Below are 15,637 nucleotides of genomic sequence, written 5' to 3' on the forward strand. Positions count from 1 at the left end.
TGGCCATATGAGAATGTATGGCTGCCTGTTCTTTCTATTTCTCACCTTCACCGCCAAGGCGCAAAATCCCGATTCCCTTTTTCGGCGGCTATCCAGGCAGCTTGCGCTCAGTGACAGTGATACAGCAAGCCAGTCCGCCGTTTTCCTGCATCTTGACAAGACGCTATACACGGCTGATGAGAGTGTTTGGTTTGCCGCCTACCTGCTGAATGCACCCAACACGCAGGCTCATCATACGCTGTATGTTACGTTGCTGAATGAAATGGAGCACAGCGTAGTGGCTTCGTATCAGTTTGCGCTGGAGCAAGGGCTGGCCAGCGGGAGCTTCGCTCTACCCGATTCCCTGCAAAGCGGAAAATACTGCCTTACGGCCTATACCAATAAATCGATAGTTGAGCAAAACCCCCATATTTTTCGTCAACCCCTGGAAGTATTGGGTTTACGAAAGGACCCGTTCGGCTTGCATATTACCGGTACGGAGCAAGGTCACGCTATTTTATTCACCGGCCGGGTCACCAGAACAGAAGCGGGCAGTGCTTTACCGGCTACCATCTCCTTTACCCTGCTGGCCGACGGACAGCCGTATAAAACGCAGCAGCAAAGCCTTAGCCGCTCAGGCGAAATACAATTCACGGTTCCCGCTGCCCTCGCCTCAAAATCGTTGGAGATAGTCGGGAAACTAGGCGAGGGGAGAGAGCAACTGGCTTTCAAACGCCCACTCACCTGGTCTTCTTCCGGCAGCCTGGTCAGCTTCTTTCCGGCAGCCGGCCAATTGCGGGCTGGCCAGGCAACGCAGGTTGCAGTCAGTGCTAAAGATGCTGCGGGCAGCGCCCTTTCTACCCGCTGCACCCTCCTGGAAAATAACGTGGAAGTAACTTCTTTCACAACCGACCGGCTGGGGAATGGCCTCTTTTCTTTTACCCCGAAGCTTGAGAAACAGTACGTGGTCAAATTCAGGGAGGAAAAAGCCCCACCAAGACAGACTTTCCCGGTTGTCAGGGCTAGCACCTGGAGTATTCGCCCCGTCAGCACGGTCGTCAGCGACACGCTTTTGCTGTATGTGACCACTCCCAGCTTACCCAGCGAAGGCCTGGTTGCCATCCACGATGGCCGCGCTATGCGGTATGGCGCCTACCTGCGGCTTCGCCAGGCTGAAACGCTCCTGAAAGTTCCGGTTGGCCACTGGACGCCCGGCATAGCCTACGTTTGCTTATACCAGAAAGACGGCACCCTGCTTGAGAAGCGGCTGGTACTCATCCAGAGCCGGCAGCCCCTCCGTGTTGCATTGCAGACAGACTCGGCCTCGTACCAGCCGCTTTCTTCCATTACCCTGAAGGTGAAGCTGACCAATAGTCAGGGGCAGCCGGTCAAAGGGCTCTTTTCCTTTTCGGCGGCCTTGGCGCAGGCCATTACCGCCGAAGCCAAAGATATTGAAGTCTTTAGCCTATATGAGCGTTTTCTGCCCGATCATATTCTACTGCCCCCCGCTTTGTTTTTGACAAACGAGCCAGCCGTAAAATCCCTGCTGCTCAGGCAAGAGAATGTCCTGGCCGATTCCGCCTGGGCTTTCCTTCACCCGGGCAGCCCGGACCGGTACGATGGCTATGTGCTCTACTATGGCAAAAGACCTAAAAAACCAGTTGATTTGCTGCTTTCCGGAAAGCAGACAACCCTGCTGCAGACAGATAATGCGGGCCGGTTTACCCTGCCTTACCAGGCATTACGCACAGATGCCGGGAAAAAGGTGACCCTTTCTGTCGTGAGCAAAAATCCAGCAGGTTACAAACTTGAGCTGACCTCCCCCTGGGCCAGGATCAATACTACGTTGGCCAAGCAACCGCTTTGGCATAGCTACCTGGCACCTGATGCCCTGTCCAGCGAGCAGAAACAGCTGCTTGCTTCTTCCACAAAGGTATTCTTAAAGGAGGTGGTCATTACGGCGAAAAAAGCAGAGTCCGACCAGTATTATGGCCGGTCCAATAGCAGCGGGGTTTGCACGGACTATGTCTGTCAGTTTGATGTGCTGAATTGTCCGTACCATACCGGGGTAAAAAGCCCGGTGGAAGGGCACTGGTATAATCTGGAGACGTCGACGGGCATTAAACGGGTGCTGTATCACTGTCAGTATCAAACCAGGCCCTTATTCATTCGGGAGGTGCCGGCCACGGTTACGTATACGCCCTTCACTCCTTTCAACCCCTCAGAGCCCAGCCTGCCGGGAACCAAGCCGAGCACCACCCTGCATTGGCAGGCTTTCGTTGAAACCAATGAACAGGGCGAGGCCACCCTGCGTTTTCACACTAACGCCCGAAGCGGCCGCTTTAAAGCGCTGGTGCAGGGGATGGCCGGAAATTCCGTCTTCAGCTCGGAGCTATACTTCGAGGTGAGCCAGTGAAGACCTGCTACGTATGAACATTCAGGTGAAACCATACCAAAATATCGGGTGCAGGATGCGCTTGGCTGCTCATCGTACATGTGACCATACTCCTCCAACGAGCTAAGCCCGCTAATTCCCCAAACACAGTCTTCATGGTCCCAAGCTTAGCGCAACGGCTTTCGTATTTTGCAGCTTGCTTTGTTGACTTCGCCCCAACTACTTTTTGTTCGCTCACCTCTATGCTCCTACCCTTTCCTGCCAATCCCGACAAGGCCGCCGACGACTCCGTGGAAGGCCTGGTACTGCTGGGTGGAGAGCCAACCGTCAAGAACCTCACGGCCGCCTACAGCCAGGGTATTTTTCCGTGGCCGGTGGAGGGCTGGCCGGTGCTGCCATGGTTTTGCCCGCCCCGGCGCGGCATTCTGCGGCTGGAGCGCCTGCACGTGGGCCGCTCCCTGGCCCGGGCCCAGCGGCAAAGCCCCTGGCGCATCAGCTTCAACGAAGCATTTGAAAAGGTGATGCGCGCCTGCCGGCAACAGCCGCGCCCCGAGCAGGCCGGCACCTGGATTACGCCCCAGCTGGTACGCGGCTACATGGCCCTGCACCAAGCGGGGCGGGCGCACAGCGTGGAGGTGTGGGCGGGCAACGAGCTGGTGGGTGGCCTCTACGGGGTTGCCGTGCGAGGCGTATTTGCGGGCGAGAGTATGTTTCATACCCGCCCCAATGCCTCCAAACTGGCCTTGCTGGCCCTTATAGAGCGTCTGCTCCGGCAGGGCGCCACGCTACTCGACATCCAACAGCTCACGCCTCACCTGGCCGCCCTGGGCGCCGAAGAGGTAAGCAGGCGCGAGTTTCTGAAGCTGCTGAAGCAAGAGCAGGCCGCAGGTCTTCAGCTGCAGTTTGGGCCGAAACCTGAACCCGCTATAACGCCATAAGCCCTGCTCCGGCAGGGCTTATGGGTGAATACAATCCGAAATAAACCGTTCGGAAGCCTAGGCTTCCTGGTGCAGCCACTCCTTTTTCTTGAGCAGCTTGTCCTGCGACTCGCGGTAGTCGGGGTCGTCCACGCAGCAGTCTACGGGGCACACAGCGGCGCACTGCGGCTCTTCGTGAAAGCCCACGCACTCGGTGCACTTGTCCGATACGATGTAGTAGTACTCATCGGAAACGGGCCTTTGGGCAGCCGTAGCGCCCACCTGTTCGCCGCCATCCACCGTCACGGTGCCACTCAGGGCCGTGCCGTCGGCCCAGCGCCAGTTGGCGCCGCCTTCGTAGATAGCATTGTTGGGGCATTCCGGTTCGCAGGCACCGCAGTTGATGCACTCGTCGGTTATCATGATGGCCATAGCCGTATCCTCCTTTTTGGTACGCGTAAACGTAGATTGCCGGGCAATAGATGCTTGCCCGCCGCAATCCAACCCGGCAAAAGTAGAAACTAACCCGTACTCTTGCGAGTTTTTTGCCGAATACTCCCGCCTTCCACCCGCTTCTATATGAATCAAGCCGACCGCCTTGCCGCTTTTGTAGCCCTGGGCCAGCGCCTGCACCAGCTTTCCGACGATGAACTGACAACACTGGCTGCCCGGGCCCGCAACCAGAACGGCTGGTTCGACAAGCCCAACGTGGCCTCCGCTTTTCGGGGCATAGCCGAGCTGCTGCAGGAAGAGCCGCTGCGCGCCTGGGCGGCCCGCTACCGCCCCGAGCCCGAAACGTCCCGGCAGGTGGGCGTGGTTATGGCCGGCAATATTCCGCTGGTGGGCTTTCACGATGCGCTGTGCGTGCTGCTGAGCGGGCACACGCTACTGGCCAAGCTCTCTTCCGACGATACGGTGTTAATGCGCTGGGTGCTGGACGAGCTGACGCAGCTGGAACCCCGCTTTGAGGAGCGTATCAAGCTGGTGGAGCGCCTGAATGCGGCCGATGCCTTCATTGCCACCGGCTCCGACAACACGGCCCGCTACTTCGAGTTTTATTTCGGCAAGAAGCCCAACATCATCCGGCGCAACCGCAGCTCTCTGGCCGTGCTCACGGGCCGCGAAACCGACCATGACCTGGGGATGCTGGGTGAGGACATTTTCCGCTACTACGGCCTGGGCTGCCGCAACGTCAGCTCCCTGTACGTGCCGGCGGGCTACAACTTCTCGCCCCTGCTCGATGCCCTAGCGCCTTGGCACCACGCCACCGACCACCACAAGTATCAGAACAACTACGACTACAATAAGAGCATTCTGCTGGTAAACGGCGTGCCACACTTCGACAGCGGCTTCCTGCTGCTCACCGAAAACCCGCAACTGGTGTCGCCCATTTCGGTGCTGCACTACGTCACCTATCAGCACGAGGTGGATTTGGCCGATAAGCTTACGGATCTGGGGGAGCGGGTGCAGTGTATCGTATCGGCGGGCGGCCTGTATCCCGGTAGCTTCCCTTTTGGCCGGGCGCAGTGCCCCACCGTCACGGACTACGCCGATGGAGTGGATACCATGGCCTTTCTGGCAGCCCTATAACAGGAGGCCCTGCAAGCCCATCAACCGCCGCCTGCCCTCAGAAGCAGGCGGCGGTTTTTGTATGGAAGGGTGCGGACAAAGGAGCAGTGAAATATCAGTGCCGGTTCAGTTGCAAAGAAAAATACAATTGCATTAGCCCTGGATAATAGCAGCAGTCAGCCTCAAAGCTTTTATATAATTTTTATCCCCGAATACTTGACTAAGTAAGGACTTACTCGTAAGTTACTAGCACCAAACCTGCAAACACCTAGCTGACGCCACCATGCAACCATTTGTACAATCCCCGGAAATCATTTCAAAAGAACTTGTTCAGCAGTTAAGTTTTCCGGCTGCTGATGTACTGGACTCGGTTGTTGACCGCCAGCTGCGGCGCTACTCCGCTGAGCGCGCCACTACGCTGGGCAATGGCTACCACGGCAAGGTTGATATCTACTTCCAGACCGCTGATGGCACTACCAGGCGCGTGCAAACCACCGTGTGGGCTAGCGACGCTGACTATATCACGCTCAAATCGGGGGCTTTCCTGCCCATGCGCAGCGTTATCGGCATTGATTTCCTGTAAGACGACATAACCCCGGACTTGTCGGATTACACGGATTTTTGGACGATTCTGACTCCCTACGACAATCGTTCAAAAACAAAAGGCCTCGCAGTGAGCGAGGCCTTTTCGTTGGTACCCAGAAGAATGGAAAGTCTACAGCTACTGGCTGAAATCCGTGGTCTTAGAGGCGGTCCAGGGTTTTCTGGATGAGGTCGTTTACAACCTGCTCGGCGTTGGTAGCAAACTCCCCGGTGGCGCGGTTGGCTACAATGGCATTCAGGGAAACTACCTCGTGGCCCAGCATGCGGCCCAAGGCGTAGTAGCCGGCGGTTTCCATCTCGAAGTTGGTAAGACGGAACTCGCCCTCGGCGCTGTGGTAGCGGAAGCGCTGAAACTGCTGAATCAGGTCGGGCATGCGCAGGTCGAGGCGCAGTACGCGGCCCTGCGGACCGTAGAAGCCGGGGCAGGTGAGCGTGTTGCCCACCACCATGCCCGCGCCCAGCTGCTCGCGCAGCAAGTCGGAGCCGCGCACGCAGTACGGGCGGTACGGCAGCTGCAGGGCTTGCTGCACCCCGGTGCCTACTTCCACTTCCAGCCCGGTTTCTACCAGCGGATAAAACTGCATCAGCGAATCGAGGCCTACGCCGTGCTCCGAAACCAGGTGGGCGCCCAGCGGAATATCCTCCTGCAGGGCGCCGCTGGTGCCCACGCGCACAATGCGCAAAGCAATGCGCTCCTCCAGCGGCCGGGCCTCGCGGGTTACAAAGTCGATATTGACCAGCGCATCCAGCTCATTGAGCAGAATGTCAATGTTATCGGTGCCCATGCCCGTGCTGATGACGGTGAGGCGCTTGCCCTTGTAGTAGCCCACGTGCGTCACGAATTCACGCTTGTGGATCTGGGTTTCGATGGAATCGAAGTGCTGGCTGACCAGAGGCACGCGCTCCGGGTCGCCGACGGTGATAATGGTGTCGGAAATGTGGTCGGGCACGAGGTTCAGGTGATACACGCTGCCGTCGCGGTTCAAAATCAGCTCCGATTCGGGAATGGGCATGGGGAGGGCGGGAAATAGTGGGGAAACATTCGAGTTACGTATTACGGAGCAAGCGGCCAAAATGTGCGTACTTCTTTCCGCCGAGCCGTTGAAAGCCAGCTGTAAAAAATAATGGCCCAGCAGAAGCCGGGCCACCAGATGCGGAAAAACCTAAGCGGACGCGCTATTTCAGGGCCGGAGCCCGATAGGAGAGCAGGCCCTGCTCGGGGTTGTAGTTGTTGCTGGACTTTGGGTAGGCGCCGGTGCCGTCGTAGGGACGCTTCTCCGGGTGCTGCTGGCAGACGGTGGAGCAAGCCCCGTCGAGCTGCTGGCCGCAGGTTTCGCACATGGCCACGTGCCTGTTGCAGTGCGGGTTGGCGCAGTTGATCATGCGGGCCGAGGGCGTGTGGCAGTGGTGGCAGGTGGAAATGATGGTGGGATTCACCGTATTCACGTCCACGGCTACGCGCCCATCAAACACGTAGCACTTGCCATCAAAATCCTCGCCGCCGGCTTCCAGCCCGTATTTGATGATGCCCCCGTGCAGCTGGTACACATTCTCGAAGCCCTGCTCCAGCAAGAACGCCGAGGCCTTTTCGCACTTGATGCCGCCGGTGCAGTAGGTCAGGATTTTCTTGTCCTTGTACTGCGCCAGCTCCTCTACTTTTTCGGGAAACTCGCGGAAGTTCTCAATGTCCAGCGTCAGGGCATTCTTAAAGCGGCCCAACTGGTGCTCATAGTCGGAGCGCACGTCCAGAATCACCACGTCGTCCTGGTCTTTCAGGTCGCGGAACTCGGTGGGCGACAGATGCACGCCCGTGCGCTCGTAGGGCTTGATGTGCGGCAAACCCACGTGCACGATTTCGGGCTTCACGCGCACGTGCAGCTTTTGGAAGGTGTGCGCCGGGGCTTCTTCCACCTTGAACTCCAGGGCCGCAAAGCGCGGGTCAGCCTTTACCGTTTGCATGTAGGCCTCACAGTCCGCCACTCGGCCCGAAACGGTGCCATTCAGCCCCTCGGGCGCCACAATGATGCGGCCCAGCAGGTTCAGGCCCAGGCACAGCCTATGGTGCTCCTCCCGAAACAGCTCCGGATTCTCAATGGGCGTGTAGCAGTAATAAAGCAGAACGCGGTAGTCCATTTTTTGAATTAGTAATTAAGAATTAGCAATTAAGAATTTGAGAAAATCTGGCCCACTGAACCGGATAATTACTAATTCCCAATTACTAATTACTAATTAAACCTTAGCGGCGGGGTTACCGAACACGGTCTGGCCGGCGGGCACATCGGCCACTACCACAGAGCCGGCCCCCACGCGGGCTTTGGCCCCGATTTTTACGCCCGCTACCACCACCACGCCCGAGCCGATAAAGGCCTGCGCGCCTACTTCAACGCCCGCGTTAAGAATGGAGCCGGAACCCAGCTGCGCGTATTCGCCCACCTGTACCTTGGCTTCCACCACGGCATTAGGGCCGATAATGCAGCCGTTTTCTACTTTGGCGGTGCTGGCTACCACGGCGTTGGCACCTACCAGAATGCCATGCCCCAGCCACGCGTGCTCCGATACGCTGGCGCGGGCGTGAATGGCGTTGACGGGCGCTACGGTGTACTCCTCGTGCAGCATGCTGGTGAGGCTGCGGCGGCTGGCGGTATCATCGGTAGCCACGAATACTTCGCACTTCTTACCTAGCAGCTTCAGGAGCTGAGCGTCGTCGGTATTGCCCATCACGGGCACGTCGTTGAGTTCGGTATTCTGGAGGGCTTTGTCGTCGTCGAGCAGGCAATACACTACTACGTCGTTGCTTTGGAAGGCGTCGAGGGCAGCCGTGCCGACGGTTTGGGCACCAAGAATGATTACGGGATTTTCCATGCGGAGGCAAACAGCGACACAAGGCCGCGGGTTTCTGAACCGCAAAGATACGCGCCTTTGCAAGGCGGCCAAGCTGGCTATTTCCCGGACCAGGGCAGGCGCCGCAGCCACCGGGCCACGTACTCGTTCTGGAGCAGCAGCAGCAGTAGAAACGGCAGAAACGACACCCGGTAGCGGTTGAGCGTACCCAGGTTGGGCGTGGTAAGGCCGATGAGCACGGCTACCACCAGGCAGTAGAACAGCAGCACCAGCACCAGCGCAAAAGGCAGCTGCCCGCCCCGGCCTCGCACTATGGCCCAGGCACCCGTGCCCAGCACTACGAGCAGCACTATGTTTTCCAGGGCTGCCAGGAAGTAGCGTAGGCTAACGCTTTCGGTCAGATAGGGGCGCATCAATGCGTTGCCTACTGCTAGGGGCGCATACCGGCTTACGCTGGGCACCGTCGGCTCCAGGCCCGGGTACTCGATGTGCGGGCGGCCGGCGGAGCGCTTCAGCAGGCTGTTGTAGTTGCGCATCAGCTCCTTGGAGAACTTGGCCCCGGTGAAAACATGGCTCACACGCCCGGCCACCAACGCTCCTACCCCAAGTATCAGCACCAACAGGCCAACCTGCAGCCACCGGCGCTGCAGCAGCCCACGCCGCTGCCCTACCCAGATGAGCACCAGCACGGCCAGGGCCAGCAGTAGAAACACCGCAAAAAAGTAGCGCATCTTCACTACCAGAAAGGCCAGCAGAATCATGCCCAGCACCTGCCCTATTCGCAACGGCCGCGCTGTCTGGTAGCTGGCATCTATTACCAGAGCGACCAGCCAAGCCGCCGCGCCTACCAGCAGGGCCTCCTTGGTGAGGCCACTCGTCCAGAACACGACGCTGGGCCAGACGAGAAAAGCCACGGCCGCTGCGCTGGGGGGCGTGGCCGGAAACCGGCGGGCCAGCACCCGCACCAGCTGCCAGCTACCTATAAAGCTGAACAGGGAGACGTACAGGGCATTCAGCCAGACGATGCCGGCCGAGGCGAAATTCAGCAGGGAAAGCAGCTTGATAAAGAAGAGCGTGTTGGAAAGGCCGCGCGTGAAGAGAGTCCTCTCGCCTAAGTGCAGGCTATCCTGCCCCAGCAGGCGCAGCCAATCAGCGGTTTCGTGCCAGGCGTGCTCGTTCAGCCAGCTGCCCCACTGCTGATAAAGCGCCGCATCGTACGAGAGCATAACCACCGACGCCACCGTGGCCAGTAGTTTAAACGCCAGGGCCGGTCCGAGCCAGGCTCCTATAGCAGCGTCCCGCCTCTGCTGCCACAGCCAGCGGCCCAGCCACAAAAATAGCAGACTATTCAGCCCAAGGGCCAGTAATACCTTCAAGACACCAACGGATTTTGGCGCAAAATACGATTCCCGATGGCACAGTGCAGGCAGCGGCGCGGCTGGCAGTACTCCCGCTGCAGCGTAAGCAGCCCCTGCGAGTCGGCTGCCGACTTATTTTGGAAGCCCAGGGCCTCGAAGGGAGCCAGCAGCCGGTTGTGTTCGGCCGGCAGCTGCGCCAGCAGGTTCACGGCTTCTTCCGCCAACTCAGATTGCCCTACGTGACGGGCATAGGCCACGCGCAGGGGCACCACCACGTTGCTGATGAGCAGGTGTACGCTGTCCCGGCCCAGCTCCGTGAGCTTACCGGGCCGCCCCGGCCGGGTGTGCTTGTGCCAGTAGTCGGCCAGCGGCACCCGGAAAAACGCTTCGAGCGTGGGCACGTCGGCGGCGGCCAGCAGGGCGGCAAACAGCGTGGGGCGGGCGTGCAGCAGCGCGGCCAGCTGCACCAGCCGGGCAGTGGGAAAGTTGGCGGGCCGCAGGCGCAGGAAGTTCCATTCATGGGCCTGAAGCGCCGTTTCGGCCAATTCGTATTTGTGCCGCAGGAAGCTGTACTCACGCACCAGCGCGGCCTTGTGGTCGTCCGAAGCATCTGTATCGGCCAGAAAACCGGCCTGCCCGAGCAGCAGCGCCTCGGTCTGCAGCAGTTGGTAGCGGTGACGGCGCAGCACGGACAGCGGCAGGGCCTTGGCCAGCCGGGTTAGCGGCTCGGTGTTCTTCTGGAAGCCGAAGCCAGCGGCCAGCGCGTGCCAGGTGGTGGCTTCCCAGTCGCCCAAAAGCTGCTCGTGCAGGGCCAGTACGGTGGCAGCTTTGCGGTCCGCCCGTTCCAGCAGGGCCCGCTCCACCATCGAAAGGCGCGTTATGGTCGGTACCTGCGGCAGCAGGCCGGCGCAGGGCAGCGTGGCTGGGGGCGCGGCCAGCAGTTCCTGGTAAGTGTGCAGCAGCTCCGGCGCCAGGCGCGGCCCCAGTTCCAGGGTTGGAATAAGCGTGCCGTCGGTGCGGCGCACGGGTTCATCGGCGGTGTGTACCACGTGCAGGATTACCTGGTCGTAGCGCCGGTCGAGGTGGTGCTGGTGGCGGTGCCAGTCGGAGGCGCGCAGGTGAATTTCCACGGCTCCGTTCCACTCTACCTCCCCAATGCGGACGCGGGCGTTGGGAAAGTCGGGCCCGGCATCCTGGTGGCGGAAGCCGGGGCGCAGCACCGTCAGCAGCTCGCCTTCCTGGGTGTGCAGGCTGACTTTATCGAAATACTGCTGCTGCCAGACGTAGTGGAGAAAATCTTCCTGCATAATGATTCGGTGCCTAACTTCGCTTCTAAGTTATCATTCCCTGTGGCTCAGCAAAATCCAGCGGTTTCTATCCGTCTTCGTCGTGCCCTGCGCCTGATCCACCGGGCCAATTTTGGCCGGTATGCTACCAACCGCTACATAGCTCAGGCCCGCACTCAACTGGAACTCGTGGCCAAGGCAGGCAACAGCACCGCTATGTATTGGCTGGGCATGTTTTATCACGATGGCTGGGGAGTAGCTCAGAACGATCAGCTGATGATCCACTGGCTGAAGAAGGCCGCCGCCGCCGGCCACCGCAAAGCCGCCTATAATATAGGCGTGGCCTATGACACTGGAACAGGAGTAGCCAAAAACCTGACGAAGTCTTTCCGCTATTATCATCAGGCCGCTAATGCGGGCAAAGTAGAGGCCATGCACGCCACGGGCACCTTTTATTATTGGGGCGAAGGTGTACAGCAGGATTATGCCAAAGCACGAAACTGGTTTCGCAAAAGCGCCCGGCACGGCCACGCCGACAGCATGTGCGAGCTAGGGCGGCTATATCAGCGGAGCGTGAGCGGATACCAGAGCCACCGTTGGGCTACCTATTGGTTTCGCCGGGCTGTTGAGGCTGGCAGCACCAAAGCACATACTTTCCTCGGCTTAGAATACACCATCAGCAAGAACTGGGAGCAAGCCCGGCATTATCTGGAAGCAGCAACTGAGTTAAGCCAATCCGACGCTATGTACTTCCTGGGCCTCTGGGCGGAAGAAGGATGGAGTAGCCCCAGTAATTTGGTCGACGCCCGATTCTGGTTTAGGCAGGCCGCCGAGCTGCACCACGAAAAAGCAGCTTTGCATCTGGCCTTACTCGAAGGCGAAGAATTCTAAGCCCCATTAAAGCCAAACCGGCCCGCCCCCGCGCGAGGCGGAAGCGGGCCGGAAAACTCGGCGGAAGCTGCGTCTTAGCGCAGGTCAATCACTTTTACGCCTTTATACTTGGCTTTGTCGAAGGTGAAGGTGGTGGCATCTACGGGCACGTTGGGCGTGAACTTGTTGATGCGGAAGGTGTAGCGGTTGCCGTTCTTCTTGAACATCTGCCAGCTTTTCACCGACTTATCCTTCTTGCTCACCTTCAGGCGAACCTTGAAAACGGAGTTGTTACGGTCCTCGGGCGAGAGTTCAATTACGTCGAAGGCCTCGCCGGCTTCCTTTACTTCCTCCACGTAGGAGTACTTATAGCCTTTCTTGTAGAGGGTGTAAATCTGGGAAGGCGAAATTTCCTGGTCGTCCGACTCATAGTCGGAAATATTCACCTCGTTTTCTGCCTTCATGTAGGTCCACATCGTCTGGCCATTGTTGATGACTTCCTGGCCATTCATCTTCAGCCGGAACTTGGTGCCGCTCACCGTGATGTCACCCGACAGGTTTTCTTTCACCTTGGCGGTGGGGTTTTCGAGCGTCTGGGTAAATGAGGCTTTAAAGGCCTTCATGGCCTGATACTTGGCGCTCATCTGGTCCAGAATCTTGGTGGCTTTGGGGTCCTGCTGAGCCGAGGCAGCCGACGTGAGCGACAAGGACAAAGCCAGCAGGGCGAGAAACTTTTTCATTGCGAAAAGTAAGAGAGGGTGTCGTTGGCGAATTAGGGGCGAAGTGTTGTGCGCGGCGTATAAGGAATTCGCTCCGCATACGGGTAAAACCAGACTAAAGCCCAAAGTTCTACCAAAAAAGCACCACGCTTCGCGCTTACTTCGGCAGGCTATTCAACAACTGTTCCAAACTGTACTCATCCGGAATTAAAACTTCTCGGGCCTTGCTGCCCTCAAACGGTCCCACAATGCCGGCATGCTCCAGCTGGTCGATGAGGCGGCCGGCGCGGTTGTAGCCCAGCTTGAGGCGCCGCTGCAACAGGGAGGTACTGCCCTGCTGGTGCGTAACGATAACCCGGGCAGCTTCTTCAAACATGGAGTCGCGCGAGGCGGGGTCGAAATCTTCCGCGTCGCCGCTGCCGGCCCCGCTTTCCCCGGCTACTTCGGGCAGCAGGTAGGCATCGGGGTAGCCCTGCTGCTCGCTGATGAAGTCGCACACGCGGTCAACCTCCGGCGTATCAATAAAGGCGCACTGCACCCGAATAAGATCGGAGCCCGCCGAGAACAGCATGTCGCCTTGGCCTACCAGCTGGTCGGCTCCGCCGGTATCCAGGATGGTGCGCGAGTCGATTTTACTCGTCACCTTAAAGGAAATCCGGCAAGGGAAGTTGGCCTTGATGATACCCGTAATAACGTTTACCGACGGGCGCTGGGTGGCTACAATCAGATGGATACCGATGGCGCGGGCCAGCTGGGCCAGGCGGGCAATGGGCGTTTCCACCTCTTTGCCGGCCGTCATCATCAGGTCGGCCAACTCGTCAATCACCAGCACGATGAAGGGCATGAAGCGGTGGCCTTTCTTGGGGTTCAGCTTGCGCTCCACAAACTTGCGGTTGTACTCCTTCAAGTTGCGGCAGCCGGCATCCTTCAGCAGGTCGTAGCGCTTGTCCATCTCCATGCACAGGGAGTTGAGCGTGTTCACCACCTTTTTGGTGTCGGTGATGATGGCTTCCTCGGTATCGGGCAGCTTGGCCAGGAAGTGGCGCTCAATCTTGTTGAAAATGCTCAATTCCACCTTTTTGGGGTCGACGAGCACGAACTTGAGTTGGGCGGGGTGGCGCTTGTAAAGCAGGGAGGCCAAAATCACGTTCAGGCCTACCGACTTGCCCTGGCCCGTGGCCCCGGCCATCAGCAAGTGGGGCATTTTGGCCAGGTCAGCCACAAATACCTCGTTGGTGATGGTGCGCCCGAAGGCAATGGGCAGATCCATTTCGGTGTGCGCGAACTTCTCGGTGGCGAAAACCGAGCGGATGCTGACCATCTCCTTTTTGGTGTTCGGCACCTCAATACCGATGGTGCCTTTGCCCGGAATAGGCGCGATGATGCGAATACCCAGCGCAGCCAGGCTCAGGGCAATATCGTCTTCTAGGCTCTTGATCTTGCTAATGCGCACCCCGGCGTCCGGCACGATTTCGTAGAGCGTGACGGTAGGCCCAATGGTGGCTTTGATGCTGGCGATGCTGATGCCGTAGTGGCCCAGCGTCTCCACAATGCGGTCCTTGTTGGCTTCCAGCTCTTCCTTGCTGACCTGGGCTTTGGCCTGGCCGTAGTCGTTGAGCAGCTCCAGCGTGGGGTATTGGTAGCGCGAGAGGTCCAGCGTGGGGTCGTAGTTCACGTTGGGCATAGCGTCGGCATCCTCATCCTCATCGGCAATGGCGGCCATATCGGCGCCGGCGGCGGGGTCCAGCTCGCCGTTGTCCCGGTCGATTTCCAGCGGAGGCGCGGCTACGGGTATTTCCACTTCAAACGACGGACCTTTGGCTACGGGCGCGGCGGCCGGCAGGGGCGCGTCGTTGTCGGCCAGGTCGGCCATAGAAAGCGGGGTAGGCACCCGGGCCGGCACAGGCGGGGCTACTGGTTCGGCAGCCGGCGCTTCGATAGAGAATGACGGGCCGGCAGCTGCTGCGCCACCCATCTTCAAAGCAGTCGAGGCAGCAGTCGTAGCCGCTGCAGCTACCGGGGCTACCGTGAGGGGTACGGCGGCCGCAGCGGCCGGAGTTGCTACGGAGCCACTGGTCAGGAATGGCGCGTCGGGCTCGTCCTCTTCGTCTTCCTCAGCGGTTAGCGGTGCGGAGGGCGTTGGAGCCGTGGCGGCCAACGGGCCTACGCGCTTGAGCGTCATGGCCGGGGCGGCGGGCTCGTCGTCCTCAACTTCTAGCGCAGCAGCGGGGTTGGCGGCGTGGTTGACGCCTAGGCCGGCGCGGCTGTACTCGGGCGCCAGGGGCTGGGCAGCAGTGTCCTCACTGTCGGGGCGGCGCAGGTTCAGCGTGGTCACGTTGAAAAAGAACACCACGAAGGAAATCAGCAGAAAAGCCAGCAGCAGCACCGTGCCCCAGCCAATGAGGCTGTCGAGCCAGAGGGCCGCTTCGTAGCCGATACCGCCGCTCAGAAAGTCGAGGCTGTGGGCCAGGGCGGGGTCGGCATCGGGCGCTTCCAGGGAAAGCACCACGTAGCCCAGCAGTATGCTCAACCAGCCCATCGTGAACAGGCATAAGGCCAGCACGTAGCTCACCGACACATCGTCGCGCCGGAATACAATCTTGTAGCCGAGGAAGAAGACGATGGGAATAACGGCAAAGGCCGCCACCCCGAAGCCCCGGTAAATCAGCCATTGCGCCAGCGTGGCCCCGATGAGGCCCAGCCAGTTGCCGGTTTCCTGCCCGGCTTCCTTTAGCGGCGTAGCGCCGGCACTCTGCACTACGCTCTGGTCGGCCTGACCCGTGAACAGGAACGAGAGGAAGGCAATAGTAAGGTAGATGGACGCGAGCAGGAAGAAAAAGCCCAGGAACAGCTGAAAGCGCCGGTCGCGCAAAAAGCCGAACACGTTGCCCAGGGAAGGCAGCTTAATGGGCTGGCGCGGGGCCTTGGGTGCCTTGGCAGCGGGCCGGGGCTCGGGGCGGCGCTGCTCCCGGGGCGCTTCAGGACCGGGGCGCGGCTGGTTGCGCGGGGGCCGGGGAGCATTAGCCGCCGGTGGGGCCGGCGCGGCGGGTTGTTTGTATGTATTTTTAGCCATTCGAAATCACACCTGAAAATCAAATCT

13 protein-coding genes are annotated in these 15,637 nt (G+C 59.4%); 5 read left to right on the forward strand and 8 right to left on the reverse strand.

Annotation, left to right across the window (positions count from 1 at the left end):
* Window positions 1-13: 13 nt before the first annotated feature.
* Window positions 14-2,395, forward strand: coding sequence for a hypothetical protein (locus LRS06_RS00925; RefSeq protein WP_257869742.1), 2,382 nt, complete (start codon window positions 14-16; stop codon window positions 2,393-2,395).
* A 221-nt stretch (window positions 2,396-2,616) separates the two neighbouring features.
* The gene (gene aat, locus LRS06_RS00930) at window positions 2,617-3,312 is read left to right on the forward strand and encodes a leucyl/phenylalanyl-tRNA--protein transferase (RefSeq protein ID WP_257869743.1); all 696 of its coding nucleotides are present in this window, start codon (window positions 2,617-2,619) and stop codon (window positions 3,310-3,312) included.
* 57 nt (window positions 3,313-3,369) lie between these two features.
* On the opposite strand, the gene LRS06_RS00935 is transcribed toward aat, so the two are convergent.
* Window positions 3,370-3,723, reverse strand: coding sequence for a 4Fe-4S dicluster domain-containing protein (locus LRS06_RS00935; RefSeq protein WP_196954620.1), 354 nt, complete (start codon window positions 3,721-3,723; stop codon window positions 3,370-3,372).
* Between the two features lie 147 nt (window positions 3,724-3,870).
* On the opposite strand from LRS06_RS00935, the gene LRS06_RS00940 reads away from it, so the two are divergent.
* Window positions 3,871-4,881 (forward strand): acyl-CoA reductase, encoded by a 1,011-nt coding sequence (locus LRS06_RS00940; RefSeq protein WP_257869744.1) that lies wholly within the window; start codon window positions 3,871-3,873, stop codon window positions 4,879-4,881.
* 262 nt (window positions 4,882-5,143) lie between these two features.
* Entirely contained in the window at window positions 5,144-5,443 is a 300-nt protein-coding gene (locus tag LRS06_RS00945; RefSeq protein ID WP_257869745.1) for a hypothetical protein, read from the forward strand.
* Between the two features lie 160 nt (window positions 5,444-5,603).
* Here the strand turns inward: LRS06_RS00945 and LRS06_RS00950 are convergent, their stop codons facing one another.
* From LRS06_RS00950 to LRS06_RS00970, 5 genes are all read right to left on the reverse strand, one after another.
* Window positions 5,604-6,476 carry a nucleoside phosphorylase gene (locus tag LRS06_RS00950; RefSeq protein ID WP_257869746.1) on the reverse strand — a complete coding sequence of 291 codons (873 nt, stop codon included), beginning with the start codon at window positions 6,474-6,476 and terminating at the stop codon, window positions 5,604-5,606.
* Between the two features lie 163 nt (window positions 6,477-6,639).
* The gene (locus LRS06_RS00955; RefSeq protein WP_257869747.1) at window positions 6,640-7,596 is read right to left on the reverse strand and encodes a rhodanese-related sulfurtransferase; all 957 of its coding nucleotides are present in this window, start codon (window positions 7,594-7,596) and stop codon (window positions 6,640-6,642) included.
* A 96-nt stretch (window positions 7,597-7,692) separates the two neighbouring features.
* Window positions 7,693-8,325, reverse strand: coding sequence for a NeuD/PglB/VioB family sugar acetyltransferase (locus tag LRS06_RS00960; protein WP_257869748.1), 633 nt, complete (start codon window positions 8,323-8,325; stop codon window positions 7,693-7,695).
* Window positions 8,326-8,402: 77 nt separating this feature from the next.
* On the reverse strand, window positions 8,403-9,680 hold the full coding sequence (locus LRS06_RS00965) for a hypothetical protein (RefSeq protein ID WP_257869749.1): 1,278 nt from the start codon (window positions 9,678-9,680) through the stop codon (window positions 8,403-8,405).
* Window positions 9,677-10,969, reverse strand: coding sequence for a DUF2851 family protein (locus tag LRS06_RS00970; RefSeq protein ID WP_257869750.1), 1,293 nt, complete (start codon window positions 10,967-10,969; stop codon window positions 9,677-9,679). Before LRS06_RS00970 ends, LRS06_RS00965 begins: the two co-directional genes overlap by 4 nt.
* 42 nt (window positions 10,970-11,011) lie before the next feature.
* On the opposite strand from LRS06_RS00970, the gene LRS06_RS00975 reads away from it, so the two are divergent.
* Entirely contained in the window at window positions 11,012-11,839 is an 828-nt protein-coding gene (locus LRS06_RS00975; protein WP_257869751.1) for a tetratricopeptide repeat protein, read from the forward strand.
* 74 nt (window positions 11,840-11,913) lie between these two features.
* Here the strand turns inward: LRS06_RS00975 and LRS06_RS00980 are convergent, their stop codons facing one another.
* Window positions 11,914-12,558, reverse strand: coding sequence for an outer membrane lipoprotein carrier protein LolA (locus tag LRS06_RS00980; protein ID WP_196954628.1), 645 nt, complete (start codon window positions 12,556-12,558; stop codon window positions 11,914-11,916).
* Between the two features lie 136 nt (window positions 12,559-12,694).
* Window positions 12,695-15,610, reverse strand: a complete 2,916-nt coding sequence (locus LRS06_RS00985; protein WP_257869752.1) for a DNA translocase FtsK — start codon at window positions 15,608-15,610, stop codon at window positions 12,695-12,697.
* Window positions 15,611-15,637: the final 27 nt, after the last annotated feature.

This window comes from Hymenobacter sp. J193 (assembly GCF_024700075.1).
Lineage (GTDB): Bacteria > Bacteroidota > Bacteroidia > Cytophagales > Hymenobacteraceae > Hymenobacter.